Genomic DNA, 3732 nt, shown 5'->3' on the forward strand with positions numbered 1-3732 from the left:
ATTAACACGTAAATGTGAATCTATGTTGACGCCAGTGCGGCCACGTTGGCCCGCACGCCAGCATTTGCTTGGTGCCAAGCGTTTGGTGCGACCTGCTGCCAGAGGCAATGTTCATTATTTATACCCGAATCCAAAGAATGACTGAACTAGAAATGACTGCACCAGAAATGATTGAAACAGTAGAGATTTATACCGACGGCGCTTGTCGCGGTAATCCAGGCCCGGGCGGTTGGGGTGTTTTTTTACGCAAAAACCAACACGAAAAAGTCCTCTACGGTGGTGAGCCAGCAACGACCAATAATCGAATGGAGTTGATGGCTGCTATTGTCGCTTTAGAAAGCTTAAAGCACGGTTGTAAAGTGCGTTTATTGACCGATTCCAAATACGTTATGGATGGCATTACTCAGTGGATGGCCAACTGGAAGCGCCGCGGTTGGAAAACAGCAAATAAAAAACCGGTTAAAAATATTGATCTTTGGCAACGGCTTGATGCTGCGGTGGCGCGTCACCAAATCGACTGGGTATGGGTTAAAGGCCACAGCGGCGAGCCGGGTAATGAACGTGCTGATGCGCTTGCTAATCGTGGTATCGATGAAATGCAGGCAGCGCAAGTTAGCTGAGGGTAATATTTTTAACCAGAGGTTGCCTAGGGGGTGTTAACAATTACCGTTCGTGCTGAGATTGTGGCCCTTTTCCGCGCTGGCAGCGTTGCACTTCGTTGTAATAGAACAACTATTACGCCTCAGTGCGTCTCGCTAGCACGAAAAATGACTCACAATCACGCTAACGAAGGTAATTGTTAACACCCCCTAGCCCGAATTTCTCACCAGGATGACGAGTTCTCGCTTGATCTTTGGTTCTACAACGAATTTTCTTCGGTCGAAAATGCAGCTCGCATTGCACTGCCTTATAAAATCTACTGTAAAATCAAATTTCTTCGCAATCATCTTGCCCTCTGGTGAGAAGTGCGGGCTAGGCGTACGCTAGTTCAGGTCTTGTTTTAGATTTAAATTTATTTCTTAATTCTTCAGCAACTGTATGCTCATTTAAAGACATAACAAGTTCCTTGCCCACTGCGTAAGCTAAATTCACAGGCACAGCATTTCCAATCTGCTTATATACTTGATTCATGCTTCCTTCAAACAGCCATTCGTCTGGGAAAGTTTGTATTCTTGCATACTCTCTAGTTTGAAAGGGGCGTGTACTATCTGGGTGGCATCTTTCTGTCTGTTTTTGTGCCGGTGAGGTTGTTAATGTTAAGCAAGGCTCATTCCAGCTAATGCGTCTTGCCATACCCGTTTTTCCACCACCCAAATAGTAACTTTTAAGCATATATTCTTTTTGCACTTCAATTGGTAAGTCACGCCAATAACCGCCAGGAGGTATTATATCCATAATTTCTTTTTTTCTGGCGGGGTACTCTTGCCCAACAGATTCAGCAACATCTGTATCAAAAAGTTCGCCAGATTTAAGAGCCGAAGATAAATTCATCATTTTATTATCAGGCTTAGGATAATTAAATTTAATTCCACTGCCTTTTTTTATGCCTATCAAAAAAAGTCGTTCTCTTTTTTGTGGTACTTTATAAAACACAGCTTTTAGCACTTTAGGCATTAAAACGTCATAACCCAATTCTTCTAAAATTTGAATCATTGATTGTAGGGTTTTTCCATTCTCGTGAGACACAAGGCCTCTAACATTTTCTCCAACACAAATTAACGGCTCTACTTCCTTAACTGTTCGGGCAAATTCATAAAACAATGTGCCTCGGGCATCATCTAGCCCCCTTTTTTTGCCTGCATAGCTAAACGCCTGACAAGGGAAACCACCCGTTACAATATCAATCTGGCCTTTGTGGTCTTTAAAAGATATTTTTGCTACATCACCCTCAATAACATTCCAATGTGGGCGATTTTTACGCAATGTTTTACAAGCCCAAGGGTCAATTTCGTTCAATAACTTACAAGACAATCCCGCCTTTTCAAGTCCTAAAGCTAACCCACCAGCACCAGCAAATAATTCTAAAACAGAAAAAGATTTTATGGGTATATTGTGGTCTTCAATTGTTTCTCTTACACTGTGAACCAAGTCTACATCGACATAAGGTTTTAAAGACTCTGGTGAATAAACTCGGTATGCATTCGGCATCCGAGTCGCTTTTAGTTTGCCATTTTTATCCCACCGCCTTAGTGTTTGTTTAGATACCGACAGCATCTCTGCTGTTTCCGATAAAGAGTAGTAATTTTTCATGCTAAGGTTGCTCAACGTTATACATGGTTACTAATAATAAACGGCTTTGGATATGAATCAAGCAGAAAAAGACATTATTTTAAAAAAAGCGCAAAAATGGTTCAAAAACAGTATCGCTGAAAATCATATTAAAAATACAAAAAAACTAAAAGACGCATCAGAATTCGACATAAACCCGTTTTTAGCCGTCTATTTAGCTAATTTTTTAACAGGCGAAGCAAAACCAGAAGGTATTGCTAAAGCTCTTGTGTATCCACGCGCCTTAGGCACGTCAATAACGACTTCTTTCGGTACAAATATACAGAAATTTACTAATGAGGTTTTGTCTTCCTTTGGCAGTACAACTTCTGGCATTGACATCGAATTCATCGACCAGATAAACAAAAATAAAATTTATTGCCAACTTAAATCTGGGCCAAATACCATAAATAAAGATGACGTTGAAACAATAGCAGGGCACTTTAAAAATGTGATTCATCTTGGGCGTACAAATAATTTACGGATTACGCATGATGATATGGTTGTTGGAATAATCTATGGTGATACTGCGAGTCTAAGTGGCCACTACAAACGAATTGCCAGCGATTATCATTACCCAATTTACATCGGCCAAGATTTTTGGCACAGGCTAACTGGCGATAAAGATTTCTACACAGACTTAATACATGCCATAGGTGAAGTAGCAGAAGAAGCTGATTTTACGGAAGAATTGAAAGAAGTAATAAAAGACCTTGCTGACACACCGGAAGTTAAGCGACTAGCAAAATAAATTTAACCATACAAGTAGCTCAACGTTGACTATTTTATCCGCCGTTTCGTTGCGCCATGCTCTGTATAAAATGGTAGGTTAGCAAAGCATTATGCGACAAATTGTATTAGATACTGAAACCACTGGCCTTGATCCGACACAGGGGCATCGTATTATCGAAATTGGTTGTGTTGAGCTAGTAGACCGCCGTCGCACCGGTAATGACTACCATCAGTATATCAAGCCTGATCGTGATATCGACCCTGGAGCGATGGAAGTCCACGGTATCAGCAATGAATTCCTTGAAGATAAGCCTTATTTTGCTGATATCGCCGACGATTTTTTTGCCTATATAAAAGGCGCTGAGTTAATTATTCACAATGCCCCCTTTGATGTCGGCTTTGTCGATCACGAGTTTAGCAAAGTGGGTATGCAGAAAATCGACGGTCAGTGCAGCGTTACTGATACCTTAGTTATGGCGCGTAAGCTGCATCCTGGCCAACGTAATAGCCTCGATGCGCTATGTGGTCGTTACAACATTGATAATTCGTCTCGTCAGCTACATGGCGCTCTTCTCGATGCTGAAATCCTTGCTGATGTCTATTTGGCCATGACTGGTGGTCAAGTCAGTATGTTACTCAGTGGCATACAGGAATTCAGCGCCCTCAGCAATGAGAAAATCCGTCGAATCGATGCTGACCGCCCACCTCTTGCCATTATTTCTGCCACCGAAG

The 3732-nt window shown here is 41.7% G+C and carries 4 protein-coding genes; 3 read left to right on the forward strand and 1 reads right to left on the reverse strand.

All coding sequences use genetic code 11. From position 1 onward, the window contains the following. Positions 1-167 precede the first annotated feature (167 nt). Complete coding sequence (gene rnhA, locus JKY90_04725) at positions 168-620, forward strand: ribonuclease HI (GenBank protein MBL4851569.1); 453 nt, start codon at positions 168-170, stop codon at positions 618-620. A gap of 352 nt (positions 621-972) precedes the next feature. Here the strand turns inward: rnhA and dcm are convergent, their stop codons facing one another. After that, positions 973-2250, reverse strand: coding sequence for a DNA (cytosine-5-)-methyltransferase (gene dcm, locus JKY90_04730; protein MBL4851570.1), 1278 nt, complete (start codon positions 2248-2250; stop codon positions 973-975). A 52-nt stretch (positions 2251-2302) separates the two neighbouring features. Here dcm and JKY90_04735 point away from each other — a divergent pair, with 52 nt between their 5' ends. After that, positions 2303-3019 carry a restriction endonuclease gene (locus JKY90_04735; GenBank protein MBL4851571.1) on the forward strand — a complete coding sequence of 239 codons (717 nt, stop codon included), beginning with the start codon at positions 2303-2305 and terminating at the stop codon, positions 3017-3019. A 91-nt stretch (positions 3020-3110) separates the two neighbouring features. Beyond that, positions 3111-3732 (forward strand): DNA polymerase III subunit epsilon (gene dnaQ, locus JKY90_04740; GenBank protein MBL4851572.1); only part of this gene is annotated, 622 nt, incomplete at its 3' end.

This window comes from Gammaproteobacteria bacterium (assembly GCA_016765075.1).
GTDB lineage: Bacteria > Pseudomonadota > Gammaproteobacteria.